The organism is Vibrio sp. PID23_8, assembly GCF_003584965.1.
Classification (GTDB): Bacteria; Pseudomonadota; Gammaproteobacteria; order Enterobacterales; family Vibrionaceae; genus Vibrio.
The window spans coordinates 47021-62220 of record NZ_LIXE01000006.1 but is presented as its reverse complement, the minus strand read 5'-3'; the positions used below and the strand labels follow the sequence as shown (position 1 = coordinate 62220).

Below are 15200 nucleotides of genomic sequence, written 5' to 3'. Positions count from 1 at the left end.
TGTCCCTTACTTCTCTTGCCAGCTGTAGACGTATTCTTTGTTTTCTACCTTGTCGAGTTCCTTAGAGAACTCAAGCGAGTGGCGGGTATCAATCATCACAGCCACTTCGTCAGTAAACTTCTTCTTGTACTCCCGACCCGCTTTAAACGCTTTCGGATGCGGTCCGTGCGTAAAGCCGGCCGGATGAAACGTCACCATCCCCGCTTCGATATTGTCACGGCTAAAGAAATCCCCTGCGTGGTAGAACAACACTTCGTCGTAATCATCATTGTTGTGGTAAAACGGCACTTTTAATGCCCCCGGGTCACTTTCAATAGGACGTGGGACAAAAGTACACACAACAAAACCTGCTCCTACAAATGTAGTATGTGCAGACGGAGGTAAGTGATAGCGATGCGACATGAGCGGTCGAATGTCACGCCAATTTATTTTCACTACCGATAAGTCACCGTGCCAACCAATTGCATCTAACGGATTAAAGGGATAAGTGATCACACTAACTCGATCGTGTCGTTTTACTTGAACTTGTGTTTGACTCTCTGAATACTGGGCGCGAAATGGGTCATTGATCGATGGCACTTCTAGTACTGCCGGGTCAAACACGGCGTGATTACCTACCATGCCTTTTTCTGGCAGTGAATAGGCCGCATCCGTATTTTCGATCATCAAGATAAACATCGGTTCACTTGGCTCTAACCGCCAATTGGTTGAGCGCGGAATCATCACATAGTCCCCTTCACTCACCTGTAAATGCCCATAATCACAATAGAGGTCCGCAGTGCCTTGGTGGATAAAAAGCAGCTCATCCCCGTCCGCATTACGTACCAGAAATTCCATTTTATCGTCCATTCGCCACACTCTAATTTTGCAGTTGGCGTTATGCAGAAGATGAGGTACTGCCCATGGTGTGATCTGGTTTGCCGTTTCCACCAGGTTGAAATCGAAAGCTCGCGGGCGCAAATCCCCTTCCCACTCAGACCAACCAGTCGGTGCATGTTGATGATGAAAGTGCGATGCAGGGCCAAAGAAACCACTTCGTCCTGCTTCTCGCTCAAAAATTGCCTCTTGCGGGAAATCAGCATGTGCTTGTTTGGAGCACACTCCCTCCCGGTGAGGAAATGTGATCCATTTATGCATCGCTTAGCACTCCTCGACGAATTTGGTCTTCTTCAATCGACTCGAACAATGCTTTGAAATTCCCTTCTCCAAAGCCTTCGTTGCCTTTTCGCTGAATGATTTCAAAAAACACAGGGCCAATAACAGTTTTGGTGAAGATTTGCAGCAAGATGCCATCTTTGGTAGGAGCCCCATCAATGAGAACTCGCAGATCGCGCAGTTTACTCACGTCTTCTTCGTGGCCTTTTACTCGTTCGTCGACTTTCTCATAGTACGTGTCTGGCGTCGGCATAAACTCCATGCCGCGCTCACGTAGTGTTTGCACCGTCTGATAGATGTTGTCTGTGGTTAGCGCGATATGTTGAATGCCTTCACCGTTGTATTCACGAATGAACTCTTCAATCTGTGATTTGTCATCCGAAGATTCGTTAATAGGGATACGAATTTTGCCACACGGTGCCGTCATTGCACGGCTGACAAGGCCAGTCAGTTTGCCTTCAATGTCGAAGTAACGGATTTCACGGAAGTTACCAATGCGCTCGTAAAAGCCAGACCACAGATCCATATGGCCTTGTTTCACGTTATGAGTCACATGGTCAATTTCATACAAACCCACGTCTGCTTTTGCCAAACGCTCGTCAGCATCATCATAGAAGCGGAAATCAACATCATAGATGCTTTGTTTACCGTAGCGATCGACAAAGTACAGTAGGCTTTCACCAATACCGTAAATCGCTGGAATGCTCAACTCCATCGGGCCAATTTCGGTTTTGTATTCCTTCCCCCCATTTTCCAATGCTTGCTTTAACGCAACCGATGCGTCTTTTACACGAAACGCCATGCCACAAACAGAAGGCCCATGAACTTTAGCGAATGCTTCTGCTTGGCTGTGCGGTTGTGCATTCACAATAAAACTGATGCTACCTTGGCGATATAACCACGCCTCTTTAGAACGGTGTTTAGCGATCTCGGCAAAACCTAGCGACATGAACAATGCTTTTAGTTGCTCAATACCTTCGCTGCACGCAGCGGTGTATTCAACAAACTCGAATCCATCCGTACCTAGCGGATTATACGTGTCAACCATGACTATCTCCTCGTGTCGTTCATTTTATGAGTCTCTGAACTTTCGTCCTCAATTCATATTTCTAACTTGGCGCAGCGAGAGAAAAATTGGAATACATAAACGAAAATCGACATTGGCGCGATTTGAGGCGACAAATGTAAAATATATGTTACACGGCAAATTGCAACGTTTTCTACCTAAAACATATCAACAACAGCTTCCTTATATCAGTGTATTAGCACGCATTACCGATATTTACACGAACCATTAAATTGTAAAGTGGTTGTTACTTAAGGGGGGTATGATCGCTTTTGTGCTTTGATAACACATTCAATGTCAGGGTAAGGACAATTTCCCTTAACTTATATGGAATGCATACCTATAAATAATGGTGTTCCTTTTCCGTTTTGCACACTGGTTATAGATATGGCCCGCCGAACTCAAGAAAATACCCAGATCACCATTAACACTATTCTCGATGTCGCGACTGAGCAATTGATTACGCTTGGCTACGAAAGGATGTCATACACCACGTTGAGTGAACAAACGGGGATCTATCACCATTGTGCCTATTTGCATGAACTTCACGTACAAATAGAATCCGTCGCTTGCACAAAGTTAGGGCAACCGTGCCAGCACACTATTGAGTGGCTAATTGGAAAGATGCTGCTTAGCTTACAAATATACCAATAAGCCCAACGCCATCATAAAGCGCTGTGCATGCGTTAATTTACGAACCAATCGGCGTAAATTTGAATGGGACGTGAATCGGTGACCAGTCGCCGAACTCTTTATTGAGCTCGGCTTGTCCAAATAAAGAATCAACCTAATCGGAAATTATCTAACGACAAAAACAAAAAAAAGCAGCACATAAAGTGCTGCTGAAACAATCACGACGGAAGACGATGATTGGGAATAAAAAACTTAAGGGCGTTTCTATTTCTGAACCTAGGAGGTTAGGCATCTATTCCATGACATAAATATTTGATTTCTAGATAATCATCGATGCCATACTTAGATCCTTCACGGCCACATCCAGACTCTTTGACACCTCCGAAAGGAGCGACTTCGGTCGAAATGATGCCTTCGTTAATACCCACGATGCCATATTCCAACGCTTCACTCACTCGCCAAACTCGACTATGGTCACGCGTATAAAAATAAGCGGCTAGCCCATAAGGCGTATTGTTGGCCCTTTCGATCACGTCAGATTCTTGAGTAAATCGGAATACCGTCGTTACGGGACCAAACAACTCTTGATGTGCGACTTCCATTTCCTCGGTTACGTCAGTCAAAATAGTTGGCTGATAGAACTGCGCGCCAAACTCAGATACCTGGCCACCAAGCGTCAGAGTTGCACCTTGCTCTATTGCTCTTGCCACCAGCCCTGACACCTTCTTCACCGCTCTATCATTAATCAACGGTCCAATATCCGTCTCTGAATCTAGACCATTACCGACGACCAAATTCGACACCGCCGTTGAATAGCGATTCATAAACTCATCGTAAATGGCATCATGAATATACAAGCGGTTGGTACAGACACAAGTTTGCCCAGCATTACGATATTTAGAAATCAGTGCGCCTTGCACGGCCTTGTCGATATCCGCATCTTCAAACACGATAAATGGCGCATTCCCACCCAACTCCATCGACACTTTCTTTACCGTTTCAGCGGTCTGACTGAGAATAAATTTCCCTACTGGTGTCGACCCTGTAAACGAGACTTTTCTCACCAAAGGATGACGACAAAGTACCTCTCCAACCTCCGCTGGATTAGCCGTGGTCACCACGTTAATTACGCCTTTGGGTATTCCAGCTTGCTCAGCGAGTGCAGCCAAGGCAAGCGCACACAGTGGTGTGTCTTCTCCCGGTTTCACGACAACCGTACAACCCGCCGCTAGCGCCGGGCCAACTTTACGAGTGATCATCGCAATAGGAAAGTTCCAAGGCGTTATCGCCGCGACCACCCCAACAGGTTGCTTAATGGTCATATAACGATTGTTTGGGTTGGCTGCTGGGATGTTATCGCCATAGGTTCGTTTTGCCTCTTCCCCAAACCATTCGATGAATGACGCGCCATACATGACTTCACCGTAAGACTCTTTGTAAGGCTTACCTTGCTCGCTCGTTAATAGCACGGCTAAAGACTCTGCATTTGATACGATGAGTTCAAACCATTTTCTAAGTAAGTTTGCGCGTTCCTTGCCGCTGGTTTTCTTCCAAGATAAAAAAGCGTGATGAGCAGACTGTACTGCTGATTCTGCATCTTCCGCTCCCATGTCCGGAACTTGTGTGATCACTGTGCCTGTTGCTGGGTTTACGACATTAACTTGCTGCCCACTTTTTGCGTCTACCCACTCACCATCTATATAGCCTTGGGAAAATACCAAACTTAACTCTGCCATCATTCAATCACCCTCTGTTAGAAATATTAGCAACTTCAAAGATTTGTGATTAAAAATTACGCATAATCACCCTTTTATACAACAAAATAATAACAAACATTCAGCCGAGATAAGTATTGTTCTCTAAACATGAAGTTTTAAGGGGCTAAAACAATGACAAAAAACCCTTCTCCAGTGGGGCAAATCGGCGACTACGAAATCAAACAACTTAAGATATTCAAAGTCGTTGCTGATTGCGGTGGATTCTCTGCCGCCGAAACAGAATTAAACATCAGTCGCTCAACCATCAGCATTCACATTTCAAACTTAGAATCACGGCTTAACCTAACGTTATGCCGGCGCGGTCGCGCAGGTTTTGCCTTAACTGAGGAAGGGATTGTGGTGTATGAAGCGACCGTAAAGCTGTTAGGGGAACTCGAAGATTTCAGAAATACAATTAACCATTTAGACATTCAACTTTCTGGTAATTTGACTGTTTTATTTAGTGATACTATCAGCCTTGACCCTCGTGCTGGCATGCCGTTGGTGATTCGAAAGTTCGCTAAGCTAGCCCAGGAAGTATATCTGACTGCCGAAGTCGCGAGGATGACAGAAATTGAAAGAATGGTTATGCAAGAAGAGGCAGATATTGGGTTTATTCCCTATCACAGGGAGTTAGAAGGGTTAGAATACGATCATATCTATACTGATATATGCTATCTCTATTGCAGCAAAGACAATCCGTTAGCCACTTTGTCTGATGAAAAACTGACGGATGAAGTCATTAACGAATTTCCGGTGGTATACGCTGGAATGAAAACACAAGAGAAGATCAATGGTCATTTAGCGAACATGAACTTAAAAGCGACGGCCTACAACTATGAATCACGACTGGCGTTGCTACTATCCTCTCGTTATATCGGCTATTTACCAGAGCGTTATGCAAAGCCATACGTAGAAACTGGAGAGTTGATCGCCATCACACCCGAGCATCGTTTCTATCGCTTGGAAGTCATGGCGATAACAAAGAAGACCATCGCTGTGAATAAAATTCGCTCCCTATTTATTAAAACGATGCGAAATTTTTATCAACAACAAAATCAGTAATGTTCATCGTCCCTCCTTTGCTAGAAGGAGGGGATGCTAGCTAAGCGACATCTGCAATCTTCATAGAAGTTGGTAGCTGTTGCTTTTCAGCAATTTTGTCACAAATGTAGCCACCAATTGGAATCGCAGAGGTTGCGGCTGGGGACGGCGCATTACAAACGTGAAGACTGCGTGCACTTTCGGCAAACAAAAAGTCGTGCACTAACGTACCATCTTTTAGTACTGCTTGAGCTCGGATCCCCGCCGGGTAAGGCTCTAAGTCTTCTAACTGAATTATGGATAAAAGGTGAGATTGGCCAGTACTTCCAGGAAGGCTTGCATTCTCTAAAAGGTATCGACTCGATTGTGGACATTCGTAATGACGGGTTAATTGGTGCCGTTCAATTTTCCGATGCTTCTCATGGAAAACCAATAGGTTTCGATATCCAAAAACAGTGCTATGACAAAGGCGTAATGGTTCGTAGTATGGGCAACACCATTGCCCTATCCCCCCGCTTGTTATTAAAAAAGAGCACATTGATGTCATTGTGGAAACACTAGAGCAAGTCGCGAAAGACATTCCTGCTTAATCGTATGTCCTACCGTGATATGCAAAGAGGCGGTCAAATTGACCGCCTCTTTCATTAATTCATGCCATTCGCACAGAACTTAGAAGTAATAACTATAAGTAAACTTCAGCTCCGTTCCCTGCCTGTTGTGCCCAAAGCTTTGCTCGGCGTCATCAAAATACTCGGTATACGTGACTTTACCCCAATGCTTGCGGTCGTCTGTAAATGGGGTCTGAAACGCAAGATCCAATTGCAACTGATTGATTGTGCCAACCTCCCCACCAAAGTCTAATGAACTAAATTGCGGGTTGATTTGCACGTGCGTACCATTTTTATGCAGATAAATGGAGTTTAAGAAATTGAACTGCACGCCCCAAGTGTAATCATCCACTAAGCCCAGTCGGCTGTAAGTACTGTTATTTTGCCCGACCGCCCCCGCCAAAATTGGAAAAGATAACCAGTTTTTAAATGGGGTGTCGACACGAATCAAACCGCCTACCGCAAACAGTCGATCCGATATCGCGTCCGTAAAACTGGTTTCAATATAATCAAGTGATATACCAGCCATTGGGGCATGCTGCCACTCTGTATGGGTAACTTCAAAGTACCTTGCGCGTACTTGTGACAAATTAAAATCGTCGCTACCAACTTTGCCATTCTCCTGGCCCTGAACGGTTAACTGCCCCAAAAACAGATTGCCATTACTTTTCCCGCCAGACATCTGGCCTTGAATTTGAACAAAATCGTTATCTTCTTCAGTAAAACTTTGTTTACCGTAAGTGATGTTCAACACAGAAGAGACTTTGGTATGGTCACCTGGATCCGGCGCATCTTCAGGGCTAATGTGTTCATCTGCAAATACATTGGAAGTAAAGAGTATAAGTGCACTACTTAATGTTATATTTTTATAATTAATCATGGTCAAAAACCTATTGTGCGTTATTGGTTCTTGGCTTCAACGAGCCAAATTCCAAACCACTCTAGGGAAAACCGCCTGACTTCGATAACAAAATAAAAGAACAATAAATGAAAAAAAATATTCACACCGCATGTAGTAACTAACTGGTTAATTAACCTTATTTTTTTGAAAGACTTCTCGCCACAAGAGCCATGCCACCAACTAATCGATAGTACGGAAATATTGACCATAAAAATTTCACTATATTTATTGTCACTTATTATTGAATAGCCAAATGACCCAATCCTCATTTTTGGCTTTTTGCATTTTGATGCAAAGAATTTATTGCCGTGGATCAAATGCTCCAATCATGGTTCTCGGTTAGCATATTTTGCGTAACAATGATGAAGAGAACATAAAATGACGAATCTATCCTTGGAGCCACCGGTATATAAAATCGGTGATATATCCTTTTCACCCACTTCCGGAGTGATTGAAAAACAAGGAGACTTATCTCGACTACGCGCTAGAGAAGCCAACTTGCTTCATGAGTTGATTAAGACGTTTCCTGACGTTCTGTCTCGCGCATCCATTGAAGAGACACTATGGAAAGATTCTTACGCAACCAACGCAACCATAAACCAAACCGTCAAAGCGCTTAGGTTTTCGCTGCAAGACGTTGAGCGTAATCTTATTAGAACCATCCCCAAGCAAGGTTATGTGCTTTCTGTCGCTCCTCAACTCGATGAGTGCAAAGAGGCGACAGTGCGTGTTGAAGCACAAACGCAAATCTCGGCAGATAACGCGGAAAACGTAACAAATACCGACGCTACTTTAAGTATTCATCACTTACCATCGCTGCGTTTTTTTACGCTAACAATCGCCGTCGGAATTGCATCGTTTGCCCTCTCCGCCTCTGGTCTCTTCGTTACTGAACCTTCTCGAGTCAGCCACCAGCAAGGAAAACACTGGGTTTTGTTTGATGCTACGCCTGACGAGCTAGAGACGCTGCAGCTCGACTCCGTTGGGCCCGTCAAATATGTAGTCAAACAAGACGCCTTTTATCGCGTGTGTTCTCAAATAGAAGGAGTATTGAAGTGCCAAAAAGTCGACTTTTGAAATTATTAATACTCGCCTTGGTGATTGTCCTTTCGTGTTTGCTTGGCACTAAAACCTATTACGTTTTGAATGACCCATTTCGGGTATATGAAGGTGGATGGCAAGGTGAAGGTGCGATCTATATCAATGACAAAAAGATCGACAGTAGTGCTTTCCTACTGATCAAAGGCGGGGAAATTCGCCTTTCCATTCACAACCAATACAAAGAATTCAGCTACACCTACGACGGAACCTTAGTGATGCGTCAACGTGAACATATCAGCGCTCATTTCGATATTGAGAATCGGCATGTGGAAGGACTTGAGGCGTTCATCGAAAATACCAAGTTAGACGTCCCTATAGGGGGTACGTTACTTCGATTGAATACATGGCGACTGGATGAAGGGCGAATTTTCCTTGATGTCCAGCAAAGTAATGGAATAGACGTATCTTATATTTTAACAAGAAAGTCAGATGGTTAGAGTGATTTTAGCTTTTTTTACCTATTAATTTACAAATACAATTTTTTTTCTTCTAAAGATACTTTTTTTGGTTGGAGCGAAAGCAACCACACGCGGTTAAATAACGGTGATGATTAATTCATAATTATAACGACGTGAGCTTTTGCTCTTCAACCAAAAGGTATCTACTATGACGGTATCCGCTTCTACCCTTCCTAAACAGGAAGAAAAATCAGGGCTAGCCAAATGGTTCCCTCTGATTGTTCTTCTTGCTGCCCAGTTTTCAACAATGGCAGATAACTCAGGCTTAGCGATTTCTACAGATGCGCTCATCGCGCTTCACGGGGCGACTATGCCACAAATTCAAATGGCCAATGCTATGTACCCGCTTATCGCTGGTGCTGGCATGATAGCAGGTGGTCTGATCGGTCTTATTATTGGCTGGAAACGCCAAATGGTCATCGGCGCTGGCATGCTAGCTGCCGCTTCCTTTGGGGCAGCTTTCGCACCGAATATGGAAATCTTGAACTACGGCGCACGCGTTGGCGCTGGTTTAGGTGCTTGTTTGCTAATCCCTGCTGTGCTGGCAAATGTTGCTGGTATCTATAAAGGTAAAGACCAAGCGATCGCATTCTCCGCCATTGCCGCATTAGTCGGTCTTGCCAGTGCTATCACTCCACTGCTCTTCGGGTTCATCCTTGATGTTGCCAGTTTCCGTGTGGCGTTTATGGGCTTGGGCGTTTACTGCTTACTGGTTATGTTTGGCAGCATGAAACTGCCTACGCTTGACGCTAGCCCATTTAAAGGCAAACTGGATACGGTCGGCATTGCACTCGCGGGTATTGGCTTGCTTTGTTTTGTAACCGGTCTTCTGAAGATTTCTGAGTGGGGTCTGGTTGCGCCGCTTACTGACTTCAGCATCTTTGGCTTATCTCCAGCAATTCCAACCGTTCTGCTTGGCGCTGGTATTCTAAAAGCACTGATGGTGTGGGAGCGTCGCTTTGAAGCACAAGGTGGTACGCCACTTCTTCCATCTTCTTATGTTAAGAACCCGCAAGTCGTGGTTGGTTTAGTGCTATGCGCAACCATCTTCCTGCTATTCGGTGCGACAGGCTTCATTAACGTGTCATACATGCAGCTTGTCGCTGGCATGAGCGCGTTCTCTTCCGGCATGGCTCTGTGTGCGTTCGCTTTGGGTATGATGATCGGTTCCTTAGGTGCACCTGCAAAACTTTCCAACTGGACTTGTCAACGCGTATGCCAGTTAGGCTTTATCATTGCGGCAGCCGGTACTGCGCTCATGTTCCTTGGCTTCACTACGGAAGGCATCACCTTCTGGCAATACATCTCTCTGACTATTTTTGGTACTGGTGCAGGTCTATTGGCATCTCAAGCATCCATCGTAGTTACTTCAGCGCTTGATGAGCGTGAAGCGCAGCAGTCTGGCGGCATCCAAGCGACATCACGTAATGTGGGACAAGCATTCGGCGTTGCAATTTTAGGCTCTGTTATGCTGTTCTCTCTCACTGGCGCAATTAAGTCTAACGTGGCGGAACATGAGGCTCTGTCTGCTGAAACAAAACAAATCATTATTGAGCAACCTTCATTGCCATTTGTGTCAAATGCGATGGCTGTTGACCTGATGGAAAACTTGATTGCCGATAAAGAGGAACAACGCATTGTGATTGAAGTAATGGCAGAATCACGCTTGCAGTCTGTTCACTACGCTCTATTTGCACTTATCGGTCTGATGCTTGGTGGTTTGGCACTATGTTCTAAACTCCCCCAGAGATCGTTAATGAAGAGCTAGTTTACGTTCTTATTCGCCCCGGGTACGCCGGGGCTTTCTTAGTTTTAACCCCTACCTTTCCTCAGTCACTAAGTGAGGCGCTATGGAAAATACAAAAGAGAATAAGAGCTGGCTGCTCATCGCTCTGTGCCTAGCACAATTCACACTCTCAGCCGATGTCGCAAACCTTTCGATTTCCACTTCGGCATTAGTGCAACTCTTTCAAACTGATATCTCAAATATTCAATTTTTGGGTACGGTCCAACCGCTTGTAGGCGCAGCTTTCATGTTATCTGCCAGTGCGCTGGGGCTGATCATTGGTTGGAGACGACTGCTTATTTTAGGCACCTCTGTCGGCCTCATCTCAACCATTGGTTTTATCACCATCGACAATATGTCGACCATTTCCTTATTTGTACGACCACTTGCCGGTATTGCCTCTGCGTTAATATTGCCTGCGGTTCTCGCCCTTGTCGTTGCGCACTTTCCCGGTAAAAACCGAGCGGTAGGTTTCGGTTTAATGGCGGCTGCAACTGGACTGGCTGCAGCATTGATCCCTTTGGTGAGTGGTTGGCTACACGATAATACCCACTGGTACTGGCCTTTCGTGCTCATTGCCATTTGTTATTTTTTAAGTTTACTGACGGCGATATTTTGTATCCGCCCGATTAACACCAACCAACCCGCTAAGTTTGATATTTTAGGTGCGAGTCTTGGAGCAATCAGCACGGTAATGATCTCGTTTAGCTTAATAAAAATGCCTTACTGGGGAGCGATATTGGTCTTAAATGGCGCGAATACGCCATCATGGCTTAGCTTTATTTTTCCTATCAGCCCAGCACTGTTTCTACTAGGACTTGGCTGCTTCTTATTCGGCATTTTCATATTTCAGCAAATTCGCTTTGAACGAGCCTATGGATACGCACTGCTGCCTATTAGTTGGTTTATAAACAGTGCATCACGTACCGGTTTTATCGTGCTCTCTTTAATGTATATCGCACTGGGCGGCAGTAGTTTTGTTGTTGTCACTTACTTGCAGGTCGCAATTTCTCTCTCTTCGGCGCATTCTGGTGGCATCATTCTACTGTTCTCTGCGTGTATGATTTTCTTGTCCGTCGCCACTCCACTGTTTTTCAAGCATCAATCACCTAAAAAACTGTGTCAGATCGCGTTTATGGGGATGTTTACCGCTGGCGCGACATTGCTTTTATCAAGCCAAAGTGACCAAATCTTAGGGTCTTTTTATATCGGTATGGCACTTCTTGGCGCATCAATGGGAATCTTGGCGTCACAATGCCCAGTAATTATCACAAATGCATTAGGTGAACGTGATGCTGAGCAATCCGGCGGATTACAAGCAACGGTGAGAAACATTGGCCTAGTGCTTGGGATAAGTCTGTTTGGGGGAATAAATCAGTGGACGATGGATAACACTATTCGCTCCAATCAAGAAATTTCCACATACTACCCAACTTCGTTTGTGTCCGACTTAAAGCAAGTCTCCCATGTTCCGTATATTGACAATGCGAGGGTCGATATTTTAATTGACCGTTACCAACTCGATAACCATCAAGCGAGTTACCTATTGAAAGCGAATGCCAATGCAAGAGTGCTCGGCTTTAACCTTGCGATGATGACTCTCGCGCTACTAGCGCTGATCGGCGGATACATGAGCACCAGAATACATAAGTCAAGCATTACCCCTCTTCCCCTGCCACTTAAACAAGCCCTACCTTTAAAGTAACTAGCATCATAGGCCAGCCTCCCATGGTTGGCCTAAAGTCTCTCTTTCATACTGACGCCCAAATAACTTCAAGTGCTTTACTCAGTGCATTCTGTTAGTTCTATCTCTAACAGCCGCTGACGCAAACAATCAGGGAAGAACAACGCAGTAAAGTGCCATTGCGTGAGCTTCCTTGGTTTGCCTGAGGTGCCCTCAATATGTTCAGACAGCGCGCTCTCAGTGCCCAATGCAGACGATGCCGTCACAGGTTCAACGTTGAGTCTCGACGCGCACTACGTCATATATCTAACAACCTATACGCGTATCGGGTAAGTATGTCTATTGGTGCTTTGCTGCGGTTTAAAAATCATAGCGCGCTGTATTTCACTATTGGTCGGGAAAGTACTCTACCTTTAGCGCCGTAAGTGATCACCATTAACACCTTCTCTAAGCATGTTTTCGTGCACAATAATCCGACCACTTACCAATACCAATTGGGCTCACCTTAGCTTCCTCGCTAGAGCATGTCGCTTCCATCTCCGGGCCTTTCACCTTAGTTTCTGACTAAGCCTTTTAACAGACATAAAAAAAGAGCACTGTGCGTGCTCTTTGAGTTAAGTGAAAGTGCGTTTATGTTGGTGTTAAGCCATTTCTGTTTCTTTCACTGACGTTGCTATACGTGGGTGTACTGTCACTTCACCGCCCAATACCGTTGCATGAACGTGAATGTCTTTGATCTGCTCTTTAGGCGTATTCAAAGGATCTGCATCTAGTACTGCGAAATCAGCCAGTTTTCCTGGTGCAATCGAACCTTTGTTGTCTTCATGCCCCATTAGGTATGCAGCACCTAGTGTTACCGCATGCAGTGCTTGCTCTGCGGTCAAGCACTCTTCTTCACCATACACATTGCCAGAGAATATGCATTTACGATTCATCGCGCCCCACATCATAAATAATGGGTTAACCTGTGTCACACCGTCATCACAGTGGATAGAAAACGGAATGCCTTTTTTCGCAGACGTTTGGAATGGGTTCAAACGCTTAACAAGCTCAGGCCCCACGGTTTGAGTGGCATGCACATCCCCCCACACCGGTACATGTGTACCAAATAGGTTGTGACAAACCCCTAGCGCTTTCATGCGGTCCATTTGTTCGTCAGTCACCATTTGATTGTGCTCTAGGCAGTGACGTGCATTTGGCATTGACGTGTCTTTTTGCATACGCTCGATAAGGTCTAACAGTTTTTCTGTTGTACCATTGCCGTTACAGTGGAAAGAGATGTTGTAACCCGCCTTATGGAAAGGAAGAGAAGCCTCATAGATCTCTTCAATGTCACGAGTCAGTGATGTGCTTGGCTTGCCATTATAGAATGTCTGACCGTCTAGCAAGTTCGCGGTAAACCCTTGAATTGAGCCGTCGGTATTCACGTACTTAACGCTGCCAATGCTTAAGCGATCATTGTTCTCTGCTTTCATTGCATTCACTTCATCTACGCTGAATACGCCAACAAGTGGGTATGCAGTAACACGAAGTTTAAATGCTGGATTTGCACTGAGTGCTTGGTACAGTGGATAAGGGTTAGATGGAATACCCATACCACAATCAGCAACGGTCGTTACGCCGAGTGAATGGGCAATGTTCGCGTAATCAATCAGTGTTTTGCCGATAACCGCAGGATCAGTGCCATAGTTAAATGCGCCAACATTCAGTGCGCGATACAGATCTTTCATCTCTGCAATGTCACCCGTTAGTCGACCGTTTTCACGGAGAATAAACTCTGGATCATCATCTAAGCTGTACCCTACTTTTTCGATTGCTTGCGAATTCATTGTTGCTAAATGGCAACTCGCATGCATGAAAAAGACTGGAGAGTCATCAACTACTGAATCAAGGAAATCACGGTTGACTATGGAGCCATCTGTCATCAACAAGGGGTCAAGACCCCAAAGGTTAAGCCAGTCACCTGTTTTCCCTGCATTATCATGCTCTTGTTTTAATTCTTTGATGCGAGCTTTTAACGTCTCTTCCGTTGAGCAGCCTTTTAGTAATTTGCCACCAACACCTAAGCGATCATACTGGCCGCCATACTCGAACATGCCAGTAAACAGCGCCGCCATCAGTGGGTGCATGTGTGCTTCAATGAAGCCCGGAACAATCGTTTTCCCTTCAAATTGAGCGTCATGACGGTAAGAGATATTTTCCGTATTTAGGAATGTTTCAGCCTGATCTTTAGTGCCCGTAAAAAGTATTTTCCCACTTTGCACGACCACAGCATGCGCTTTTGGTTGGTCTTCGTTAACCGTAATAAAATGGCCCGTATATAAGACGGCTTCGTTGCTGTACTCAAGACCAGGGTTAAGAACTGTTTTTGTTGTCATAATGAAACTCCGAACATGTAGGATACGTGTTTGTTTTTCTGTGTACCCTTTCAAACTGCCTCAAACCATCGTTGCTTTCGAGAATTTAAAAGTGAAATAAAATTATCAAACAAATTTTGCACCTAAAAAAACATCAATTAGTTGAATTTATTTACCTTTTTAGCTAACGATAGTTTTGTTGCTGGTCAAAAAATAGATGCACTTCAAAGCTTCCGATCGGAATTTCAGGTGCTTCAAATCGCTCCTTTCTAATATCAACAACGCTATAGATGATGGCACTCGCTATTACAAATATCAGCAGGACATAAATCAGTATTCTTGTGTAAAAACCCATAGCGCACCCTTCATTGGTTGATTGAATACTATTTATAGGCTGCTTAGTCCCTCGATATATTGATAAGTGCCTCTCTTAAACAATTTCTCATTTATTGTTATTTATTTTGGTTCTTCGTTTGCTCCCTCAATTCATACTCGCTTTTCCTGTCGCTTACGCTTTCGTGACCACACCATCACTTCGTGATTTTTGATGGTCAGAAGAATGTCAGGCAGGTCTCTTCTTTGACTCAACGCAGTTTTCGCTAGAAGAAGGTGTGTAATAAGAGAAGTTCTGTTCCCTTTCGTGATCCCAG

At 44.7% G+C, this 15200-nt stretch carries 12 protein-coding genes and 1 pseudogene; 7 read left to right on the top strand and 6 right to left on the bottom strand.

Going from position 1 to position 15200, the window contains the following annotated elements:
• Positions 1 to 6: 6 nt before the first annotated feature.
• Both AK966_RS12035 and hppD read right to left on the bottom strand, forming a co-directional pair.
• On the bottom strand, positions 7 to 1137 hold the full coding sequence (locus AK966_RS12035) for a homogentisate 1,2-dioxygenase (protein WP_119464225.1): 1131 nt from the start codon (positions 1135 to 1137) through the stop codon (positions 7 to 9).
• Positions 1130 to 2203 (bottom strand): 4-hydroxyphenylpyruvate dioxygenase, encoded by a 1074-nt coding sequence (hppD, locus tag AK966_RS12030; protein ID WP_119464224.1) that lies wholly within the window; start codon positions 2201 to 2203, stop codon positions 1130 to 1132. Before hppD ends, AK966_RS12035 begins: the two co-directional genes overlap by 8 nt.
• 405 nt (positions 2204 to 2608) lie before the next feature.
• Between hppD and AK966_RS12025 the strand changes: the two genes are divergently transcribed.
• Positions 2609 to 2875 (top strand): hypothetical protein, encoded by a 267-nt coding sequence (locus AK966_RS12025; protein WP_099078142.1) that lies wholly within the window; start codon positions 2609 to 2611, stop codon positions 2873 to 2875.
• A 263-nt stretch (positions 2876 to 3138) separates the two neighbouring features.
• On the opposite strand, the gene AK966_RS12020 is transcribed toward AK966_RS12025, so the two are convergent.
• A complete protein-coding gene (locus AK966_RS12020; protein ID WP_119464270.1) occupies positions 3139 to 4590 on the bottom strand; it encodes an NAD-dependent succinate-semialdehyde dehydrogenase in 1452 nt (483 codons plus the stop codon).
• Positions 4591 to 4743: 153 nt separating this feature from the next.
• Here AK966_RS12020 and AK966_RS12015 point away from each other — a divergent pair, with 153 nt between their 5' ends.
• Positions 4744 to 5676, top strand: a complete 933-nt coding sequence (locus AK966_RS12015) for a LysR family transcriptional regulator (protein ID WP_119464223.1) — start codon at positions 4744 to 4746, stop codon at positions 5674 to 5676.
• 40 nt (positions 5677 to 5716) lie between these two features.
• On the opposite strand, the pseudogene AK966_RS12010 reads toward AK966_RS12015, so the two are convergent.
• Positions 5717 to 5950 (bottom strand): annotated as a pseudogene (locus AK966_RS12010) (L-2-hydroxyglutarate oxidase); the annotation flags it as partial.
• On the opposite strand from AK966_RS12010, the gene AK966_RS12005 reads away from it, so the two are divergent.
• Positions 5848 to 6216: a hypothetical protein gene (locus AK966_RS12005; RefSeq protein ID WP_253252650.1), complete on the top strand. Its 369-nt coding sequence runs from the start codon at positions 5848 to 5850 to the stop codon at positions 6214 to 6216. The pseudogene AK966_RS12010 and the gene AK966_RS12005 sit on opposite strands and share 103 nt — an antisense overlap.
• A 108-nt stretch (positions 6217 to 6324) precedes the next feature.
• On the opposite strand, the gene AK966_RS12000 is transcribed toward AK966_RS12005, so the two are convergent.
• Entirely contained in the window at positions 6325 to 7143 is an 819-nt protein-coding gene (locus AK966_RS12000; RefSeq protein WP_119464222.1) for a hypothetical protein, read from the bottom strand.
• A gap of 399 nt (positions 7144 to 7542) precedes the next feature.
• Between AK966_RS12000 and AK966_RS11990 the strand changes: the two genes are divergently transcribed.
• The 4 genes from AK966_RS11990 (at position 7543) to AK966_RS11975 (ending at position 12214) form a co-directional block, all read left to right on the top strand.
• On the top strand, positions 7543 to 8241 hold the full coding sequence (locus AK966_RS11990; RefSeq protein WP_099078045.1) for a winged helix-turn-helix domain-containing protein: 699 nt from the start codon (positions 7543 to 7545) through the stop codon (positions 8239 to 8241).
• Positions 8220 to 8702 carry a hypothetical protein gene (locus AK966_RS11985; RefSeq protein ID WP_099078046.1) on the top strand — a complete coding sequence of 161 codons (483 nt, stop codon included), beginning with the start codon at positions 8220 to 8222 and terminating at the stop codon, positions 8700 to 8702. The genes AK966_RS11990 and AK966_RS11985 overlap by 22 nt, the downstream gene beginning before the upstream one ends.
• Positions 8703 to 8871: 169 nt before the next feature.
• Positions 8872 to 10491 carry an MFS transporter gene (locus AK966_RS11980; RefSeq protein WP_119464220.1) on the top strand — a complete coding sequence of 540 codons (1620 nt, stop codon included), beginning with the start codon at positions 8872 to 8874 and terminating at the stop codon, positions 10489 to 10491.
• 82 nt (positions 10492 to 10573) lie between these two features.
• Positions 10574 to 12214, top strand: a complete 1641-nt coding sequence (locus AK966_RS11975; RefSeq protein WP_119464219.1) for an MFS transporter — start codon at positions 10574 to 10576, stop codon at positions 12212 to 12214.
• A 620-nt stretch (positions 12215 to 12834) separates the two neighbouring features.
• Here the strand turns inward: AK966_RS11975 and AK966_RS11970 are convergent.
• Complete coding sequence (locus tag AK966_RS11970) at positions 12835 to 14571, bottom strand: amidohydrolase (protein WP_099078049.1); 1737 nt, start codon at positions 14569 to 14571, stop codon at positions 12835 to 12837.
• Between the last annotated feature and the right edge of the window lie 629 nt (positions 14572 to 15200).